Annotated in this window: 15 protein-coding genes; 8 read left to right on the top strand and 7 right to left on the bottom strand. The window is 60.5% G+C overall.

What is annotated here, in order from left to right:
• Window position 1: 1 nt before the first annotated feature.
• Window positions 2-1,720 carry a PTS fructose-like transporter subunit IIB gene (locus tag NMB39_RS24650; RefSeq protein WP_494339943.1) on the top strand — a complete coding sequence of 573 codons (1,719 nt, stop codon included), beginning with the start codon at window positions 2-4 and terminating at the stop codon, window positions 1,718-1,720.
• A gap of 130 nt (window positions 1,721-1,850) precedes the next feature.
• Window positions 1,851-3,392, top strand: coding sequence for an alkaline phosphatase D family protein (locus NMB39_RS24645; RefSeq protein WP_198719227.1), 1,542 nt, complete (start codon window positions 1,851-1,853; stop codon window positions 3,390-3,392).
• A gap of 134 nt (window positions 3,393-3,526) precedes the next feature.
• On the opposite strand, the gene NMB39_RS24640 is transcribed toward NMB39_RS24645, so the two are convergent.
• Window positions 3,527-6,052 (bottom strand): PepSY domain-containing protein, encoded by a 2,526-nt coding sequence (locus tag NMB39_RS24640; protein ID WP_494339944.1) that lies wholly within the window; start codon window positions 6,050-6,052, stop codon window positions 3,527-3,529.
• A gap of 137 nt (window positions 6,053-6,189) precedes the next feature.
• Window positions 6,190-8,475 carry a TonB-dependent receptor gene (locus NMB39_RS24635; RefSeq protein WP_494339945.1) on the bottom strand — a complete coding sequence of 762 codons (2,286 nt, stop codon included), beginning with the start codon at window positions 8,473-8,475 and terminating at the stop codon, window positions 6,190-6,192.
• Window positions 8,476-8,680: 205 nt separating this feature from the next.
• Here NMB39_RS24635 and NMB39_RS24630 point away from each other — a divergent pair, with 205 nt between their 5' ends.
• The 4 genes from NMB39_RS24630 to NMB39_RS24615 all read left to right on the top strand — a co-directional run bounded on the left by NMB39_RS24630 (window position 8,681) and on the right by NMB39_RS24615 (window position 10,806).
• The gene (locus NMB39_RS24630) at window positions 8,681-9,361 is read left to right on the top strand and encodes a Fe2+-dependent dioxygenase (RefSeq protein ID WP_494339946.1); all 681 of its coding nucleotides are present in this window, start codon (window positions 8,681-8,683) and stop codon (window positions 9,359-9,361) included.
• A gap of 1 nt (window position 9,362) precedes the next feature.
• Window positions 9,363-10,121 carry a tetratricopeptide repeat protein gene (locus NMB39_RS24625; RefSeq protein WP_494339947.1) on the top strand — a complete coding sequence of 253 codons (759 nt, stop codon included), beginning with the start codon at window positions 9,363-9,365 and terminating at the stop codon, window positions 10,119-10,121.
• 143 nt (window positions 10,122-10,264) lie between these two features.
• Window positions 10,265-10,531 carry a CopG family ribbon-helix-helix protein gene (locus tag NMB39_RS24620; RefSeq protein ID WP_032893597.1) on the top strand — a complete coding sequence of 89 codons (267 nt, stop codon included), beginning with the start codon at window positions 10,265-10,267 and terminating at the stop codon, window positions 10,529-10,531.
• Complete coding sequence (locus NMB39_RS24615; RefSeq protein ID WP_082636603.1) at window positions 10,531-10,806, top strand: type II toxin-antitoxin system RelE/ParE family toxin; 276 nt, start codon at window positions 10,531-10,533, stop codon at window positions 10,804-10,806. Before NMB39_RS24620 ends, NMB39_RS24615 begins: the two co-directional genes overlap by 1 nt.
• 63 nt (window positions 10,807-10,869) lie before the next feature.
• On the opposite strand, the gene NMB39_RS24610 is transcribed toward NMB39_RS24615, so the two are convergent.
• From NMB39_RS24610 to NMB39_RS24590, 5 genes are all read right to left on the bottom strand, one after another.
• Window positions 10,870-12,033, bottom strand: coding sequence for a type III PLP-dependent enzyme (locus tag NMB39_RS24610; protein WP_003188470.1), 1,164 nt, complete (start codon window positions 12,031-12,033; stop codon window positions 10,870-10,872).
• A 474-nt stretch (window positions 12,034-12,507) separates the two neighbouring features.
• Window positions 12,508-13,665: an osmoprotectant ABC transporter ATP-binding protein OsmV gene (locus NMB39_RS24605; protein WP_043048518.1), complete on the bottom strand. Its 1,158-nt coding sequence runs from the start codon at window positions 13,663-13,665 to the stop codon at window positions 12,508-12,510.
• Window positions 13,662-14,315: an ABC transporter permease gene (locus NMB39_RS24600; protein ID WP_034118069.1), complete on the bottom strand. Its 654-nt coding sequence runs from the start codon at window positions 14,313-14,315 to the stop codon at window positions 13,662-13,664. The genes NMB39_RS24605 and NMB39_RS24600 overlap by 4 nt, the downstream gene beginning before the upstream one ends.
• Before the next feature lie 12 nt (window positions 14,316-14,327).
• Window positions 14,328-15,221: a glycine betaine ABC transporter substrate-binding protein gene (locus NMB39_RS24595; protein ID WP_057021588.1), complete on the bottom strand. Its 894-nt coding sequence runs from the start codon at window positions 15,219-15,221 to the stop codon at window positions 14,328-14,330.
• A gap of 20 nt (window positions 15,222-15,241) precedes the next feature.
• Window positions 15,242-15,958, bottom strand: coding sequence for an ABC transporter permease (locus NMB39_RS24590; protein ID WP_004372306.1), 717 nt, complete (start codon window positions 15,956-15,958; stop codon window positions 15,242-15,244).
• 332 nt (window positions 15,959-16,290) lie between these two features.
• Here NMB39_RS24590 and NMB39_RS24585 point away from each other — a divergent pair, with 332 nt between their 5' ends.
• Together NMB39_RS24585 and NMB39_RS24580 are read left to right on the top strand one after the other, a co-directional pair.
• Complete coding sequence (locus NMB39_RS24585) at window positions 16,291-17,874, top strand: peptide chain release factor 3 (protein ID WP_056845524.1); 1,584 nt, start codon at window positions 16,291-16,293, stop codon at window positions 17,872-17,874.
• Between the two features lie 226 nt (window positions 17,875-18,100).
• The gene (locus tag NMB39_RS24580; RefSeq protein WP_494339948.1) at window positions 18,101-18,355 is read left to right on the top strand and encodes a hypothetical protein; all 255 of its coding nucleotides are present in this window, start codon (window positions 18,101-18,103) and stop codon (window positions 18,353-18,355) included.
• Window positions 18,356-18,412 lie beyond the last annotated feature (57 nt).

Raw genomic sequence — 18,412 nt, 5'->3', positions numbered from 1 at the left:
GATGAAGTTAGCCATTGTTACCGCCTGCCCCAACGGCATGGTCACCAGTGTGCTGTGCGCCCGCTTGTTGGACGCCGCCGCCCAGCGCATGGGCTTGCACACCAGTGTCGAAGTCGTCGACGTGCAGCGCCCGGAGCGCCAGTTGTCCCAGGCCACCCTCGATGACGCTGAATGGGTGTTGTTGGTCAGCAGCACACCGGTGGACATGCAGCGGTTTGTCGGCAAGCGCGTGTTCCAGACCACCCCGGCCCAGGCCCTGGCGGATGTCGAGGCCGTATTGCGTCGCGGCGCCGAAGAAGCCCAGGTATATGTCACCAGCGGCGCCCCGGTGGCGGCGAAAGATGCGCCGCGTATCGTCGCGATTACCGCCTGCCCGACGGGCGTGGCCCACACCTTCATGACCGCCGAAGCCTTGCAGCAGGCCGCCAAACGCCTGGGTTATGATTTGCAGGTCGAGACCCAGGGCTCGGTGGGCGCCCGCACGCCGTTGAGCCCGGAGGCCATCGCCAATGCCGACGTGGTGTTGCTGGCGGCCGATATCGAAGTCGCTACCGAGCGTTTTGCCGGCAAGAAGATCTACCGCTGTGGCACCGGTATTGCTCTCAAGCAATCCGAAGCCATCCTCAACAAGGCCCTGGCCGAAGGCGCAGTGGAAAGCGCAGCCAGCGGCGCGCCGGCCAAATCGGAGAAAACCGGCGTCTACAAACACTTGCTCACCGGCGTGTCGTACATGTTGCCGATGGTGGTGGCGGGGGGCTTGCTGATCGCCTTGTCATTCGTGTTCGGCATCCATGCCTTCGAACAGCCGGGCACTTTGGCGGCAGCGCTGAAAAGCGTCGGTGACCAGGCATTCCTGCTGATGGTGCCGTTGTTGGCGGGCTACATCGCCTATTCGATCGCCGACCGCCCTGGCCTGGCACCGGGCATGATCGGCGGCTTGCTGGCGGGTACGCTGGGGGCGGGCTTTATCGGCGGCATCCTGGCGGGTTTCGTCGCGGGATACTGCGTCAAGTTGATAAGCCGTGCGGTGCGACTGCCCCAGAGCCTGGAGGCGCTCAAGCCGATCCTGATCATCCCGTTGCTGGCGAGCTTGTTCACCGGTCTGGTGATGATCTACCTGGTCGGCCCGCCTGTCGCCCGGTTGCTGTCCGGCCTGACCGATTTTCTCAGCACCATGGGCACCACCAACGCGGTGCTGCTGGGTATTTTGCTCGGCGGCATGATGTGCGTGGACTTGGGTGGGCCGATCAACAAGGCGGCGTATGCGTTTTCCGTGGGCCTGTTGGCGGCGTCGAGTGGTGCGCCGATGGCCGCGACCATGGCTGCCGGCATGGTGCCGCCGATTGGCATGGGCATCGCGACCTTGCTCGCCCGACGCAAATTCGCCCAGACCGAGCGCGAAGCCGGCAAGGCGGCGATGGTCCTGGGCCTGTGCTTTATCTCCGAGGGCGCGATCCCGTTCGCGGCCAAAGACCCGCTGCGGGTGATCCCGGCCAGCATTGCCGGTGGCGCCTTGACCGGTGCGCTGTCGATGTACTTTGGCTGCAAACTCGCCGCGCCCCACGGCGGTTTGTTTGTGCTGGTGATCCCGAATGCGATGAACCATGCGTTGATGTATTTGCTGGCGATTGTGGCGGGCAGTGTGTTGACGGGGTTGGTGTATGCGCTGCTTAAGCGACCGGAAGCTGTGGAACTGACGGTCGCTGCTGCCAAGGGCTGATGGGATTCAAAATGTGGGAGGGGCTTGCCCCCTCCCACATTTGGATTTTCCTTGGCTGTAAGGGTGGTGTCATATCTGCTTCATCCCCGCATGCTTTAGTGACCCTTTTGATACTCAAGAGGGCACCTGCATGAGCGACTTCGATCTCGGCCGCCGCCGTGTGATGCAAGCCGTCGGCGCTGGTCTGTTGTTGCCGGGCCTGGCCCCGGCGGTGATCGCTTCGGTGAAGGACCGGCCGCAACTCACTGACGGGGTGCAGTCCGGCGACCTGCTCGGCGACCGTGCGATGATCTGGAGCCGCAGCGACCGCCCGGCGAAGATGGTGGTGGAGTGGGACACCCGCAGTGTGTTCAGCAACCCGCGCAAGTTCATCTCGCCCCTTGCCGACAGCCGTACCGACTTTACCGCCCGTGTGGAACTCACCGGTTTGCCGGTGGACCAGGCGATTTTCTATCGTGTGCATTTCGAAGATGCCCAGACCGGTGTCGCCAGCGAACCCTGGTTCGGCCACTTGCGCAGCGTGCCGCAACAGCGCCGCGACATCCGCTTTGTGTGGAGCGGCGACACCGTCGGCCAAGGCTTCGGTATCAACCCGGACATCGGTGGTATGCGCATCTACGAAGCCATGCGCCTGCGCCTGCCAGACTTCTTTATCCACAGCGGCGACACCATCTACGCCGACGGCCCGGTGCCTGCGCAACTGGTCACCGAAGGCGGGCGCATCTGGCGCAACATCACCACCCAAGCCAAGAGTAAAGTCGCCGAGACCCTGGATGAGTATCGCGGCAATTACCGCTACAACCTGCTGGATGAGAACGTGCGTCGTTTCAATGCCCAAGTGCCGCAGATCTGGCAATGGGACGATCACGAGGTGATCAATAACTGGTCGTCCAGCAAGCAGTTGGACGAGCGTTACCAGACCCGCGATATCAACACCCTCGTCGGTCGCGCACGCCAGGCCTGGCTGGAATATTCACCCATGCGGCGCCAGAGTGCCGACGGCGGCGGGCGTATTTATCGCAAGCTCAGCTATGGGCCGCTGCTGGATGTATTTGTGCTGGATATGCGCAGCTACCGTGGGCCGAATGACGACAACCTGGGCGGCGAGAAACCGTTCCTGGGTCGCGAACAGTTGGATTGGCTCAAGCGAGAACTCAAGGGGTCGCAAGCGCAGTGGAAGGTGATTGCCGCCGATATGCCCATCGGCCTGGGCGTGCCTGACGGTGAGGTAAGCCCCGGTGTGCCGCGTTGGGAAGCCATCGCTAACGGCGACTCCGGCCCGGCGCAGGGGCGTGAACTGGAAATCGCTGAGTTACTGGGCTTTTTAAGAGCGCAACAGGTGCGCAACCATGTGTGGCTGACGGCCGATGTGCACTATTGCGCGGCGCACCACTATCACCCGGACCGTGCGGCGTTCCAGGATTTTGAGCCGTTCTGGGAGTTTGTCGCGGGCCCGTTGAATGCCGGGAGTTTCGGACCTAATCCGCTGGATAAGACCTTTGGCCCGCAAGTGGTGTTCCAGAAGGCACCGCCGGCGCAAAACACTTCGCCGTTCGCCGGTTTCCAGTTTTTTGGCGAAGTGCAGATTGATGGGCAGACGGCAGAATTGACCGTGATTTTGCGCGACCTGGATGGGATCTCAGTGTTCGAACAAAAGCTGCAACCTGCCTGACCTGGAATGCAGTCAAAAAATGTGGGAGGGGGCTTGCTCCCGATAGCGGTGGATCAGCCAACTAAAGAAGTGACTGTTATACCGCTATCGGGAGCAAGCCCCCTCCCACATGGGTTCTGCAGTGTCTGAAAATCTCAGTAGACATCCCGGCGATAGCGGCCCTGTTCAATCAAGCGTTCCACCGCCGCAGTGCCCAGGATATCCACCAACGCCTGATCCACCCCCGTCGCCATCCCTTGCAGACTGCCGCACACATAAATCGCCGCGCCGTCCGCCAGCCATTTACGCAGCACATCGGCCGATTCGCGCAGGCGGTCCTGTACGTAGATCTTTTCTTCCTGATCCCGGGAAAACGCCAGGTCGAGCAAGGCCAGGTCGCCACTGGCGAGCCAGCCTTGCAGTTCGTCCTGGCACAGGTAGTCATGGGCGATCTGGCGCTCGCCAAACAGCAGCCAGTTGCGCTGCTGGCCATCGGCGATGCGTGCCTTGAGCAAGCTGCGCAGGCCCGCCAGGCCGGTGCCGTTGCCCAGCAGGATCAGCGGCACCGGCGTATCCGGCAGGTGGAAGCCGCTGTTGCGGCGCAGGCGCAGACTGATGCCCGAACCGATGGCCGCGTGTTCCGTCAGCCAGCCTGAGCCGAGGCCCAGGCTTCCATCGGCGTGGCGTTCCTGGCGCACGATCAGCTCCAGCACACCATCGCTGGCGATCGAGGCGATGGAGTATTCGCGCATGCCCAGGGGCACCAGTGCGTTCACCAGGGCTTGGGCATGCAGGCCGACCAAGTGCGTGCGGTTATCCGGCAATTGGCGGGTGGCCAAGGCTTGGTTGAGAGTGTGCGCCAGGCCTTCGATCAGTACGCCATCGCTGCCGGCCAGGCCCAGGCCATGGAGGAAGTGATCAATGGCCCAGGGGCAGTTGCGCGGCAGGATTTCCACCAGGTCACCGGCCTGCCAGCTTTGCGCCGAGGGCGGTGTGAGGCCCAGCAGATAGACGTCGGCGCCGACGCTGCCAGAGTTGAGCAGGGTGCGTTGGCTCAGTGTCCAGGTTTCATACTGGGCGGGTTGCCAAGCCGCCGCTGGCGCGTGACCGGTGAGTTGACCAAGTTGTTGTTGCCAGGTCAGCAAGGCCTCAGTGTCGCCGTTGTCAACTTCCACCGGGGCGAACAGTGCGTTGCCGCCCTGGTTGGTCAGCCAGAAATGCAGGCGCCGGGCAAAGCCGCAGAAGTGCTCATATTGGCGATCACCCAGGGCCAGTACCGAGTAGTTCAAGCCTTTGAGCGGTAAATCCTGACCGAGCACGCTGCGCTCAAAACCCCGCGCGTTGTCGGGGGCTTCGCCGTCGCCGAAAGTGCTGACCACGAATAACGCATGTTCCGATTGGCTCAGGTCGTCTTGGCTGAGGCTGCCCAAGGGCTGCACCTTCACCGGCAGGCCCGCGGCTTGCAACTGGCCAGCCGTTTGCCATGCAAGCTGTTCGGCAAAGCCGCTCTGGCTGGCAAAACCGATCAGCCAGGCCGGCGCATTGCTGTGATTGGTCGTCAGGCCATTGCGGGCTTTACGTACCTGGCGCTTCTTGCGGCGGCGGTCGAGGTACAGCAGCCAGCCGGTGATGAAAAACAGGGGCATGAGCAATGAGCTGGCGGTGAGCACGATTCGCCCGACCAGGCCGAAGTAGCTGCCGGTGTGCAGCGCATAGACGCTGGTGAGTAATTGCGATTTGAGGCTCTTGCTGGCGTAGCGCTCGTGGAATGTGACCTCGCCGGTGGCCGGGTCCAGGTTGATCTGGTTCAGCGCACGGTCATGGGGCGAGTCTTTGAGCAGGTAATACACGGTGGCCGATTGCCCGGCGATGGCTGGCATGCGGATGTTGTAGGCACTCAGGTCGGGGCCGGCACTGCTGTAGATGCTGCTCCAGATCGCGTCATAGTTGGCTACCGGAGCAGGGCCGGCAGGTGGCGGGCCGCGCTTGCGCATGCGCTCGTTTTGCGGCGCGTCGGAGAGCAGTTTGGTCATGCCCTGGTTGTACCAGTCGTAGGACCAATACAGTCCGGTCAGTGCCGCCAACAGATAAAACAACAGGCACCAGGTGCCGAATACCGAATGCAGGTCCCAATTGAAACTACGGCCCTTCTTGCGCCAGTCGAGGGTCAACCATGCGCGCCAGCTTTTTACCTGGCGCGGCCAGCGCAGATACAGGCCGGAAAGGCAGAAAAACACCAGGATCAGGGTGCAGGCGCCAGTGATATTGCGCCCGGTGTCGCCGATGGCGAGGAAGCGATGCAGTTGCAGGATAAAACCGAACACATCCTGGCCGACGGCGTCGCCCATGTAGTCGCCGGTATAGGGGTCGAAGTAACGCATCTGGCCACGACGCTCCCCCGGCGGCGGGGTGAAGGACACTCGGGCAGCGTTGCCGCTGTCGCTTTCCACCCACAGCATCGCGACGCTCTTGCCTTCGGTGGCCTCCAGCTTGCGTACCAGTTCGGCAGGCGGCAGCACACCGGCCTCGCGCTTCTGTACGCTCAATACGGTGGGGTTGAGTGCCCGCAGGATTTCATCCTGGAACGAGTACGCCGCCCCGGTGACCCCCATCAAGGCCAGCACCAGCCCGGCAGTGATGCCGAAAAACCAGTGCAACTGGAACAGGGTTTTCTTCAACACGTCGGGCCGCCTCGCTCATCTGGATATCTGTTTCACGGCGCGCATTATGCCGTGGGTTAACGAGAAAAATTCTGTTTTACACACAAAAGCCCCACGCATCCGATGCGTGGGGCCTTGGGTCGGAGCATTGACTGCTTTTAGAAGTGGAAGCTGGTGGTCAACAGCGCGGTGCGCCCCGCCGCCTGGTTGGCGAAGTGCGCCGAGTAGGCCTTGTCGTAGTAGGTCTTGTCGGTCAGGTTCTGCACGTTCAGTTGCAGGTCGACGTTCTTGGTCAGCTTGTAACTGGCCATGGCGTCATAGCGGGTGTAGGACGGCACGTACACGGTGTTGCCGGCGTCGCCGTAAACCTCATCGACGTAGAACGCGCCGCCGCCGACGGTCAGCTTGGGCGTGATGTCGTAGGTGGTCCACAGGCTGAAGGAGTTCTTCGGCGTGTTGGGCATCTGGTTGCCTTTGTTGGAGCCGGCACTCACTAGCCCGTTACGCCCGTTGAGGCCGGATTTGACCAGCTCGCTGTCCAGGTAGGTGTAGCCGGCGAACACTTGCCAATGATCGGTAAGATTGCCGCTGGCCGACAATTCCACACCGTCGACCTGGGACTCGCCGCCGTTCTCGTAGGTGAGGGTATCGACCAGGATGCGGGTGTTTTTCTTCTCGGTGCGGAACACGGCTGCGGTCAGGGATAGACGATCATGGAACAGGTCCCACTTGGTGCCCAGTTCATAGTTGACGGTTTCTTCAGGCTGCAAGTCGCTGGTGGCGGCACCGGCAGACAGTGGGTTGCCGTCGGCGCCTTCACCTACTAGGCCACCAGCTGGTGAGGCCGAGGTGGCATAGGAGGCGTAGATGCTGCCGTTCTCCAAAGGCTTCCACACCAGGCCGGCCTGCCAGTTGAAGAACTGGCTGTCATCCTTGATCTTGGTGCGTCCGGTAGTGGCGTTGGTGTTGGCTTCGGTATCGAACGTGTCGTAACGCAGGCCGACATTCAGCAGCCATTTCGGATCCAGCTCGATGGTGTCGAACACATAGGCGGCGCGGCTGGTGGCCTTGGTGTTGGTGCCGTTGTAGTTGCGCGCGACACTGCCGTTCCAGGCGTCGTCCGGGTTCGGGTTGCCGAGCGAGGTGCACTGGCCGCCCACGCCGCCCTTGGCCGGGTTGCACACCGGGTTGGCATTAGGGCTGACGGTATAGCCGCTGACGCGGGTTTCTTCGCCGGTGAATTCCAGGCCGGTGGAGTAACTGTGCTTGAAGCCCAGGGCCTGGAAGCTGCCGAACAGGTCGGTCTGGTTGGTGGTCGTGGTGGTCGTGGACACGCGGCTGTTAGCGCGACGCCATACGGTGCCGAACTTGTTGACGTTGAGTTTGCTGTCATCCGGTTGGGTCAGCACATAGTCCTGACCGGTGCTGCCGTGACGCAGGGTGTTTTTCAAGGTCATGTTGTCGTTCAGGTCGTGCTCGATGGAGAACGTACTGATATCAGCGCGAGTTTTACGAAAGTCGCGGCTTTTCAAACCGTAGAAATTGTTGCTGTCGCCGCCATCGGTGGGTTTGTCGTGCACGTGGGCAGTGGCAGTCGACGAACCATAGCCGTAGGGAATGCCCGAATCCGGCAAGTCATCGCTTTCCATGTGGTAGTAGCTGAGGTTGACGCGGGTCGGCGTACCCAGGCCAAACGTCAGCGACGGGGCTACACCCCAACGGTCGTAGTTCACCGCATCGCGGCCGGCAACGTTTTGTTCGTGGCTCATCAGATTCAGGCGGAAGGCGGCGCTGTCATCGAGGAACTGGCGGTTGACGTCGAGTACGTAGCGGCGGGTCTGGTCGGAACCGTAGGTGAAGCCGCCGTTGGTGAAGTCCCGCGCTTGTGGGGTCTTGCTTACCAGGTTGAGGCTGCCACCGGCCGAGCCACGGCCGCCGAACGAGGAGTTCGGGCCTTTGCTGACTTCGATCGACTCGATGTCGAAGATCTCGCGGCTCTGGCCGCCGGTGTCGCGCACGCCATCCAGGTAAGTGTCGCCCTGGGCATCAAAACCACGGATAAACGGACGGTCGCCCTGGGGGTTGCCACCTTCACCGGCACCAAAGGTAATGCCCGGTACGGTGCGCAAGGCATCCTGCAACGAGGTAGCGGCGGTGTCCTTGAGAACTTGTTGCGGCACCACGGTGACCGAACGCGGCGTGTCCACCAGCGGCGCGGTGTATTTTTGCGACGAGGCTTTTTCTACCTGGTAGGAGGTGTTGTCCTGATCCTGGCCGGTAATGTTGGTGGCGCCGAGGGAGATAGGGTTGCGCTCGCCTTTCTGCTCGGTGTTTTCCGCCGCCTGCGCCAGGTGGGCGGCAGAGCTGGCACTCAAGGCTACACCGATGGCCGAGGCCAGCATGCGTGGTGAACTGGCTGGTGTTTTTATAAGAATGCGCGACATGACGTGTCCCTTCCCCAAGGATGTGAGGCCGCGGAATATAGGGCCAACAAGACTTTGTATCAATTGCGAGATATTGCTATTCGCATCGAATTTACATTCTTTACACTTTTTTCTTACGGTTTTTGCAATCTCGTTCGTCCCCGGGTTTTACAGCGAAGATAAGAATCAATACCATTGGCGCCTCTCTGATCGCAGGTATTGCCTCATGTTGCTGCACATTCCCGGCCTGTTCTCTCGTGAGGAGGTGTTGCGCATTCGCCAGGCCCTGGAGGAGACCGAATGGGCCGACGGCAAAATCACTGCCGGGCATCAGTCCGCCAAGGCCAAGCACAACCTGCAATTGCCCGAAGGCCACCCCCTGGCCAAGGAAATCGGCACGGCCATGTTGGAACGGTTGTGGAGCAACCCATTGTTCATGTCGGCGGCGCTGCCGCACAAAGTCTTCCCGCCGCTGCTCAACTGCTACACCGCTGGCGGCAGTTTCGACTTTCATATCGACAACGCCGTACGCCAACCCAAAGGCAGCCCTGAACGTGTGCGTACCGATCTGTCGTCCACGCTGTTCTTCAGCGACCCGGACGAATATGACGGCGGCGAACTGGAAATCCAGGACACCTTCGGCCTGCAGCGGGTCAAGCTGCCCGCCGGCGACATGGTGCTGTACCCCGGCTCCAGCCTGCACAAGGTCAACGCCGTGACCCGTGGCGCCCGCTATGCCTCGTTCTTCTGGACCCAAAGCCTGGTGCGCGAGGACAGCCAGCGCACCCTGCTGTTCGAAATGGACGGCGCGATCCAGCAACTGACCCGCGACGTTCCTGACCACCCGGCACTGATCCAGCTCACCGGCACCTACCACAACCTGCTGCGCCGCTGGGTCGAGGTCTGAGATGGGCTTTTTATTGCGTCGCCAGGAAGTGCTCAACGTCGAGCAATTGCAGTCCATGCTCGATGATTCCCCGGTGCGCGCCGCCCAGGCGATCCTGATCGCGGCCAAGGCAGGCGTGGTCGATGCCCAGGCGTTGCTGGGGCAGATCCTGCTGGAAGGGCGCGGTATCGCACGCGATGAAGCGCTGGCGCTGCGCTGGTTCCAGATTGCGGCGCAGGGCGGGCACTTGATGGCGCGCAATATGGCCGGGCGCTGCCTGGAGCATGGTTGGGGCTGCGCCGTCGATGAAGCGGCGGCAGCGCGGGAATATCGGCTGGCAGCCGAAGGCGGGTTGGATTGGGGCCAGTACAACTACGCCAACCTGTTGGCTACCGGCCGCGGCGTTATGCAAGACCAGGCCCAAGCGCTGACGTTTTATCGCCAGGCCGCAGGGCAGGGCCACGCCAAGTCGATGAACCTGGTGGGGCGTTATCTGGAAGACGGCCAGTATTGCCCCAGGGATCTTGAGGCAGCCTTTGAATGGTACCGGCGCTCCGCCGAAGCCGGGGATTTTCGGGGGCAGTTCAGCTATGCGGCGGTGCTGGCGGACAGAGGCCAGATCGACGCTGCGCTGGAGTGGCTGCACAAGGCACTGGAAGGCGGGAATCTCAAATTCCTGCGAACGGCACACAAGGCGCTGGCGCTGGCCAATGACCCGCAGATTCGCGCCATGGCCGAGGCTTATCAAGGGCACGCGGACCAATTGGAGAAAACGCTGTAGGACCCCGTTTCTACACATTCACGTGTTCCGGTTTGTCGATGAACGGCAAGGACCAAAGGTTGAAGCTCTGGCTTAAGTCACTATGATTAAGCTTGAATCATTTTTAATCGCTTGCTTGTCATTTATCCGCAAAGAGAGTTTTCATGGGTGCCGAAACCAAAGTAATGACAGCTCATATTCCCACTGCCCTTGCTCAGAAAGTTGACCAGATGGCCGCGCGAATGGATCGCTCACGGGGATGGGTGGTGAAACAGGCCCTCGCTGATTGGGTCGATCAAGAAGAAGAGCGCAGCCGGCTGACGCTTGAGGCTATGGCAGATGTAGATGCGGGGCGCGTGATCGATCACCAGGCAGTGCAGGCCTGGGCAGATAGCCTGAGCACCGATTCGCCGCTACCGGTACCGCGCTGATGGAGCTGAGGTGGACAAGTAAAGCGTTATCCGACCTGGCTCGATTATATGACTTCCTCTCTGTTGTAAACCGCGAAGCTGCCGCCCGCATCGTGCAGTCACTGTCTCAAGCGCCTGACGCGCTGCTCGGTAATCCGCGCATCGGTGAGAGAATTGAAGAGTTTTCACCGCGCGACGTAAGAAGACTTTTAGTCGGCCATTACGAAATGCGCTACGAAATTCAACAGTCGACACTTTATATTCTACGGTTATGGCACGTTCGCGAAGATCGTTGAGGGCGCGTACCACAGACAGAAAAAAGCCCATGAAACGTCATGGGCTTTTTAGTTATAACCGTCTTACACGTAAAACGATTTCAACGGCGGAAACCCGTTGAACTCAACTGCGCTGTAGCTGGTGGTGTAGGCACCGGTCGACAACCAGTACAAACGATCACCAATCGCCAGGTTCAACGGCAAACCGTACTTGTAGTTCTCGTACATGATATCGGCGCTGTCGCAGGTGGGGCCGGCGATCACCACTTCTTCCATCTCGCCTTTCTTCTCGGTCCAGATCGGGAACTTGATGGCTTCGTCCATTGTTTCGATCAGGCCGGAGAACTTGCCCACATCGGTATACACCCAACGCTCGACGGCGGTGCGCGATTTACGTGCAACCAGCACCACTTCACTGACCAGGATGCCGGCGTTGGCGATCAACGAGCGGCCTGGCTCCAGGATGATTTCCGGCAGGTCGTCGCCGAAATCTTCCTTGAGGAAACGGATGATTTCTTCGGCGTAGGTTTCCAGGCTGTTGGTGCGGGTGATGTAGTTGGCCGGGAAGCCGCCGCCCATGTTGATCAGCTTCAGTTCAATGCCGTCTTCTTCCTTCAGACGCTCGAAGATCACTTTGACCTTGGCGATCGCTGCGTCCCACACGCTGATGTCGCGCTGTTGCGAGCCGACGTGGAACGAGATGCCGTATGGCACCAGGCCCAGGTCACGGGCGAGGATCAGCAGGTCCATGGCCATGTCGGTCTGGCAGCCGAATTTGCGCGACAAAGGCCAGTCGGCCGTGGTCGAGCCTTCGGTGAGGATGCGCACATACACTTTCGAACCCGGCGCGGCCTTGGCGATGTTGCGCAGGTCGGCTTCGGAGTCGGTGGAGAACAGGCGCACGCCCTTCTCATAGAAGTAGCGGATGTCCTTGGATTTCTTGATGGTGTTGCCGTAGCTGATACGGTCGGCGCTGACGCCGCGGTCCATGACCTTGTCCAGCTCGTAGATCGAGGCGATGTCGAAGCTCGAACCCTTGTCTTTCAACAGGTCGATGATCTCGACGGCCGGGTTGGCCTTGACGGCGTAATACACCTTGGCGAATTCGAAACCGGCGCGCAGGTCATCGTAGGCCTGGCTGATCATCGCGGTGTCGATCACCACGAACGGGGTTTCTTGCTTGTCGGCGAACGCCTTCATTTTGTCAAAGGTGGCGCGCGCGAAATAGTCTTCGACGTTGATCGACATGCTGGGGACTCCTAGGGGCAAACTGTATTAATCAATGGGTACAACTGAACGTCCTCCGTATCCCCACTTTGGTTCGCCTACTTCCCAAGGCATGTCGCCGAAAGCAAAAAGGCCATGGGATAAGCTTCCCTTGGCCTTGCTGTCTCGTCGTCAGTACTTGAGCCGGATGGATCGTTTCCAGCATGGACGTTCGGCGCGAACTTTAGGGCTTGATGGGCGTGGGATCAACTAAAAATGTCGCGTTTTTGCACGCGTTCGTCGTACGGCCGCGTGCAGCTACTTATGTAACCGACCGGTGTGACGGATTGATGTTCCCCGCTGAGTGGGAATTGAGGACATTTCCCTGACTCACCGAGGGGCAAATGTGGGAGGGGGCTTGCTCCCGATAGCGGTGTGTCAGTCACTTCTCAGTCACTGATTCACCGCTATCGGGAGCAAGCCCCCTCCCACATTTTTTATCCCTGTTGTGTCAGGTCAAGCCAATGCAGTCTCGGCAGGCGAGACAATACTGGTCTTGCCGCCACGGGACTTGCCAGAGCTCAGGTACTCGGCAATCGACTCCTGGGTCACTTCACCCAGGAACACCCGCTCCGCATCCATCACCGGCAACCACGAGCGGTTGAACTCATACATGCGCGACAGCAGGATGCGCAAATGCTCGTCGTACACGGCGGTGGCGTTGAACTCGCGCAGGTACTGGCCACATGTACCGGTCTGACGGTGCAAGTCGCGACGGCGTACATAACCCAGCGCCTTGTTCTCGGCACAGGTGACCACCACGTAGCGACGGTCATGCTCGTCCATCAGTTCCAGGGCATCGGCCACCGGGGTTTCCGGGCTGACCGACGGGGCGTTGTCCGCCGCGTCTTCGGCCTTCACCAACAGCAGGCGCTTGAGGGTGCTGTCCTGGCCCACGAAGTTGCTGACAAACTCGTCGGCCGGGTGCGCCAGCAGCGTGTCCGGATGGTCGATCTGCAACAGCTTGCCGGCGCGGAAGATGGCGATCTTGTCACCCAGCTTGATCGCTTCGTCGATGTCGTGGCTGACCATGATCACGGTCTTGTTCAGCGCGCGCTGCATCTCGAAGAACTCGTTCTGGATCATTTCGCGGTTGATCGGGTCGACCGCGCCGAACGGCTCATCCATCAGCAACAGCGGCGCATCGGCCGCCAGGGCACGGATCACACCGATGCGCTGCTGCTGGCCGCCGGACAGTTCACGCGGGTAGCGATGCAGGTACTGCTTGGGTTCCAGCTTGATCATGCTCATCAATTCGCGGGCGCGGTCGTGGCACTTCTGCTTGTCCCAGCCGAGCAGCTTGGGCACCACCACAATGTTCTCTTCGATGGTCATGTTGGGGAACAGGCCGATCTGCTGGATCACATAGCCGATGTTGCGGCGCAGGGTCACTTCGTCCAGGTCGGTGGTGTCTTCGCCATTGATCAGGATCTTGCCCGAGCTGGGCTTGATCAGGCGGTTGATCATCTTCAACGTGGTGCTCTTGCCGCAGCCCGAGGGCCCTAGGAATACGCAAATCTCGCCTTCGTTGACGGTCAGGCTTACATCGTTGACGGCGGTAATGGTCTTGCCGTTGCTTTGAAAAGTCTTGGACAGGTTTTGAAGTTCGATCATTTGAGCAATCCTTTTGGAGTCAGCGAGCGTTGCAGCCATTGCAGAAGCAGGTCGGCGAAGATGGCCAGGAGACTGACCAGCACGGCGCCGACAATCAGCATCGACATATCGCTGCGGCTGATGGAAGCCAGAATAAGTACACCCAGGCCACCGGCACCGATGGTGGCGGCGATGGTCATCACACCGATGTTCATCACGACGGCGGTACGCACACCAGCGAGGATCACCGGCACGGCAATCGGCAGTTCGACCATGCGCAGGCGCTGGCCGAAGGTCATGCCGATGCCGCGTGCGGCTTCGCGAATACCCGGTTCCACCCCGGTGAGGGCCAGGTAGGTATTACGCATGATCGGCAGCAGGGAGTAGAGGAATACGGCGGTGATCGCTGGCATCGGCCCGAGGCCCTGGCCGAACTTGGAGTAGAAGGGCAACAGCAGGCCGAACAGGGCGATGGACGGCACGGTCAGCAGCACCGTAGCGCTAGCCTGCAACGGACCGGCCAGGGTCGGGAAGCGGGTCATCAGCACGCCCAGGGGCACGCCGACGACGATAGCCAGGATCACTGCGATGCCGACCAGGGTGATGTGCTGCCAGGTCAGGTGCAGGACTTGGGCCCAATCAAGATGGGAAAAGGCGTTCAGGAATTCCATGTCTTCTCCTTCTTAGTTGATCGGATGTTGGCGCAGGAAATCGGCGGCGACAGCGGACGGGCTTTCGTGGTCGACGTCGACCCGCGCATTCAGCGCGCGCATGGTTGCGTCGTCGAACAGCTCGGCCAAGGGCTTGAGCTCTGCGGCCAACTGAGGATGCTGGTCGAGATATTGCTGACGGATCACCGGGGCTGCGGTGTAGTCCGGGAAGTAATGTTTGTCGTCGGCCAGCAGCTTCAATTTGAACGCGTTCAGGCGGCCGTCGGTGGTGTAGACCAGACCGGCAAACACCTGGCCATTACGCAGGGCGGTGTAGACCAGGCCAGCGTCCATCTGCCGAGTGTTTTTGCGCGTGAGGTTCATGTCATACAACTTGACCATGCCGCCCATGCCGTCGGAGCGGTTGGCGAACTCGGTGTCGAGGGCCACCAGGCGGTTCTCCTTGGTGTCCTCGGCCAGGGCCCTGGTCAGGTCGCTGATGCTGTTGATCTGCGGAAATTCCTTGGCCACGTTTTCCGGCAGTGCCAGCGCGTAGGTGTTGCTGAATTTCGACGGCGAGAGCCAGACCAAGCCTTTTTTCGCGTCGAGTTCTTTCACCCGGGCGTAGGACTGTTCGCTGTCGAGTTTCTCGTCCACGTGGTTGTAGGCCACCAGGGAGACGCCGGTGTATTCCCAGATCAGGTCCAGTTGCCCACTTTCCTGGGCACTGCGCGCCAGGTTGCTGCCCAGGCCGCCAGTGACGCGGGCGTCATAGCCCTTGGTGCGCAGGTACTGGGAGGTGATTTCGGCCAGCAGGGTCTGCTCGGTGAAGACCCGTGCGCCTATGCGGATTAGCGGTTTTTCTGCGGCTTGCGCAATACCTGCGAACAGCAGGACGCAGCCTAATATCAAGCTTAGTTTTTTCATGTGAATTCCTTTGCCAGGCCTTAAGACGGACGTAACCCGCGTTCCAGCCAGAGGCGGCTGGCCATGGTCACCAGGCCATCAAGCAGCAAGGCGAGCAGCGCGGTGCATGCAGCGCCGAGCAGCAGTTGCGGCTGGTTGTTCAGGGCAATGCCGGGGAAGATCAGGCTGCCCAGGCTGTTGGCGCCAATCAGGAACGCCAGTGGTGCGGTGCCGACGTTGATCGCCAGGGCCACACGTACACCGCCAATGATGATCGGCACGGCGTTGGGCAGTTCCACGCGAAACAGCACCTGGCGCGGGGTCATGCCGATGCCGGTGGCGGCTTCCTTCAGGGAACCCTGAACATTCTTCAGGCCTTCGTAGGTGTTGCGCACGATGGGCAGCAAGGAGGCGAGGAACAACGCGAAGATGGCCGGGCCGCTGCCGATGCCGAGGACGCCGAGGGCGATGGCCAGTACGGCCAGGGGAGGGACGGTGTTGCCGATGTTGAAGATTTGCATGAAACGTTCTGCACGCCCGACCATGTTCGGTCGGCTGAGCAGGATACCAGCGGGGATGCCCACAATCAGGGCTGCCAGCATGGAGACTAGGACGAGAATCAGATGAGCTTGCAGGTAAAACAACAAATCGTCGCGGTACAGTTCGATCGTGTTGATGCCGATCCAGTGGACCAGCAGGGCCAGGAGCGCGACGACAACCGCGCCTCCTATCAGCCCTTTGCCATAGCGAATAGCCACAGGCGGACTCCTTTTTTTCTTTTGTCGGCGAACACATTCTCCGGCGGCAATGCCATTCCTGGCTGTCGGCGAATAGGTTCGCGAAAAGCAGCTCGCCGATACTGGCAATGCAGTATGCGATCAAGCCATGAGCGCAGCCTCGTCAGGCTAACTTGCTGATTTTTCAGCCCCTGTTCCGAGTGCGGTAGCAGGGGAGTGGACGTCTCTACCTTTTAAAAGGTTCCACACTTGGGCGCATTTAGCCACCCCCAATAGGCTCAACGGTGGTCTGTACCCTCGGGTTTGCGCTATACTCGCCGCCCTTTTTTGACTCACCTGCCAGGCGATTTCCCATGACCCACCAGGCCGCCGAAGTCGCGAAACGCCGCACTTTCGCCATTATTTCCCACCCCGATGCCGGTAAAACCACCATCACCGAAAAGCTCCTGCTGATGGGCAAGGCAATCGCGGTGGCCGGCACGGTGAAATCCCGCAAATCCGACCGCCATGCGACCTCCGACTGGATGGAAATGGAAAAGCAACGGGGTATTTCCATTACCACGTCGGTCATGCAGTTCCCGTATCGCGACCACATGGTCAACCTGCTCGACACCCCGGGTCACGAAGACTTCTCCGAAGATACCTACCGCACCCTCACTGCAGTTGACTCGGCGCTGATGGTTCTCGACGGCGGTAAAGGTGTTGAGCCGCGCACCATCGCGCTGATGGACGTCTGCCGCCTGCGTGACACCCCGATCGTGAGCTTTATCAACAAACTCGACCGCGATATCCGCGACCCGATCGAGTTGCTCGATGAGATCGAAGCCGTCCTGAAGATCAAGGCCGCGCCGATCACTTGGCCGATCGGTTGCTACCGCGACTTCAAGGGCGTGTACCACCTGGCCGATGACTACATCATTGTCTACACCGCCGGCCACGGTCATGAGCGCACCGAAACCAAGATCATCGAAAAGCTCGATTCGGACGAAGCCCGCGCTCACCTGGGCGACGAGTACGACCGTTTCGTCGACCAGTTGGAGCTGGTGCAGGGCGCCTGCCATGAGTTCAACCAGCAGGAGTTCCTCGACGGCCAGCTGACCCCGGTGTTCTTCGGAACTGCCTTGGGCAACTTCGGCGTCGACCATGTGCTTGACGCTGTTGTGAACTGGGCGCCGAAACCTCTGGCCCGGGTCGCAAACGAGCGCACCGTGGAACCGGTCGAAGAGAAATTTACCGGCTTCGTGTTCAAGATCCAGGCGAACATGGACCCCAAGCACCGCGACCGTATCGCCTTCATGCGTATCTGCTCCGGCCGCTACGAAAAAGGCATGAAGATGCGCCACGTGCGCACCGGCAAGGACGTGCGCATCGGCGACGCCCTGACGTTCTTCTCCTCCGAGCGTGAACAGCTCGAAGAAGCCTACGCCGGCGACATCATCGGCCTGCACAACCACGGCACCATCCAGATCGGCGACACCTTCACCGAAGGCGAAGCCCTGGGCTTTACCGGCATCCCGCACTTCGCCCCGGAATTGTTCCGCCGCGTGCGCCTGCGCGACCCGCTCAAGTCCAAGCAACTGCGCCAAGGCTTGCAGCAGTTGGCCGAAGAAGGCGCCACCCAGGTGTTCTTCCCTGAGCGCAGCAACGACATCATCCTCGGCGCCGTCGGTGTCCTGCAGTTCGATGTGGTCGCCAGCCGCTTGAAAGAGGAATACAAGGTCGAATGCTCCTACGAGCCGATCACCGTGTATTCGGCGCGCTGGATTGATTGCAGCGATAAGAAGAAGTTGGAAGAGTTCTCCAACAAGGCCGTGGAAAACCTGGCGATCGACGGCGGTGGTCACCTGACCTACCTGGCACCGACGCGGGTGAACCTGGCGCTGATGGAAGAGCGTTGGCCGGATGTGAAATTCCGTGCGACCCGCGAGCACCACTAAGGTCTGGGCGGTTGAGAGAATGTGGGAGGGGGCTTGCCCCCGATAGCGGTGTGTCAGCCAGTGTATTGGGTTCTGACACTCCGCAATCGGGGGCAAGCCCCCTCCCACATTTTGATCTCCAAAAGGTTGGAGATTGGCGGTAATTCGGCATCGCGACTAGCGTAAACGCTGGTGGCAGTTAATGACTGCCGTGCGGGTCCCATTCACTGACTGGACGGAATCAACCATGAGTATTTTTCAACGCGTAGTGCTGTTGATGAAGGTGCTGGTGCTGTTGTCGTTGGGGATGTCGACGGCCTGGGCGCATAACCCGGTGCAGAGCGTAGGGGTCGTGAAGAGTGGCCAGGCATCGGACTTGCAGTTGGCCAAGTCCGAAGCCGAACCAGGCGATCAAGGCCAGGGCGGCAGCGAGGGTGATGATGACTCGACTACCGACGAGCCTGACAGCGACGACGCAGACGAAGGCGACAGCCAGACGTAGTCTTGCTGAAAAGAACGCGCCTTCCGTCAGGCTATAGCTGGCGGAAGGCGCTTTTCA

This window comes from Pseudomonas sp. FBCC-B545 (assembly GCF_059134095.1).
Note: the sequence above shows the minus strand (reverse complement) of the source record. Positions and strands in the feature narration are given on the sequence as shown.